General features: G+C 66.7%; 1 protein-coding gene and 1 pseudogene. Both read left to right on the plus strand.

Going from position 1 to position 1,232, the window contains the following annotated elements:
* A pseudogene (locus tag H5J33_RS35760) lies at positions 1–546 on the plus strand (hypothetical protein); the annotation flags it as partial.
* An 87-nt stretch (positions 547–633) separates the two neighbouring features.
* Complete coding sequence (locus tag H5J33_RS35765) at positions 634–1,023, plus strand: hypothetical protein (RefSeq protein ID WP_181798791.1); 390 nt, start codon at positions 634–636, stop codon at positions 1,021–1,023.
* Positions 1,024–1,232 lie beyond the last annotated feature (209 nt).

Consider the following 1,232-nt stretch of genomic DNA (forward strand, 5'->3'; position numbering starts at 1 on the left):
AAGCAGGACGCGCAGACCGCGGCGGCGGCGGCGAGCGACGCCAACCGGATCTACCTGCAGAAGCGGAAGGCCGAGATCGCGGAGAAGGCCCGGAAGGCTGCCGAGGAGGCACGCCAGGCCAAGGCCAGCGGGCAGAACCCGGCCGAGACGGCCGACAACGACTCCGTCAAGGGCGGCCTTCCGTGGTGGAAGGAGGGCGCCCGCTGGCTGGCGAACGTCACCAACGACGCGAGCATCGCCACCGGTTTCATCAGCGCCGGTCTCGGTATCGCCGGTCTCGCCTTCCCGCCGCTCGAGCCCTTCGCCGCCGGCTTCGGCACCGCGTCGGTCGCGCTCGGCGGACTCAGCGCCCTGTTCACCGGCATCGGTTACGGGTTCACCAGCGACGAGTTCAAGAAGTCGCTGGCGAGCGCCGCCCTGGGCCTGCTCACCTTCGGTCAGTCGAAGTGGATCGGTGTCATGGGCGGGGGCAAGGTGGTCACGAAGGTCACGCAGTTCGGACACGACCTGATCTCGCCGATCACCGGTGTTCTGGACCTTTTCTGACGGTCCTGCGACGGTAAAATCCCGCAGCAAAGGGTCGGCGGCTCCGACGCCGCCGGCCCTTGCTCACCGCGGAAAGGATCGCCTGCCATGCTCGCACGGCTGCCCCTGCCCTGGCTGATCCTTTTCGCCGCTTTCGCCACCGCGGTCCTGGGACTCGGTGTGCGGTGGGTGTTCGGAAGCGGAAAAGCCGTACTGGTTTATCTGGCCGTTTCCGCGGGATGCTGCCTGGGCATGATCGCCGTGGGCGCCGTGCAGTATCAGCACTGGACGGCCTCGCACATGCTGGTCCTGTACTCCTTCGGCTGGCTGGGGCTCGCCATCGGCTTCTTCCCGTCACGGAAGCTGCTGCGCGGATACGCGGAGGAGCAGCGCCGGGGCGCGAGCCTGAAGGACGTCAAATATCCGGCACGCTACCAGGCACCCGTCTACATCGCGGTGCTCGTCATGCTGCTGCTGGCTTCCATTCTCTCCAGCTGAAGAATCTCGCGCCGGAGTTCTTCCGGCGCGTTCCGTCAATGAAATCCGGACCGACCGACCGTCCGCATGTCACGGCACATTCCAAACGGCCGGACGCATGCGCGCGCTCGTTCTCCGGAGGCAACACAAGGTAAGGAATTCGATGAAGGCACGTGCCATCACGGCAAAGCCGCTGCGCAGGAGACTCCTGGGAACCGCCGCCGCGGCGG

The organism is Streptomyces sp. WELS2 (genome assembly GCF_013870595.1).
GTDB lineage: Bacteria > Actinomycetota > Actinomycetes > Streptomycetales > Streptomycetaceae > Streptomyces.

Bases quoted from the DNA above. Each gene is read 5' to 3' on its own strand.
- H5J33_RS35765 (WP_181798791.1), top strand. From the start codon at position 634: ATGCTCGCACGGCTGCCCCTGCCCTGGCTGATCCTTTTCGCCGCTTTC.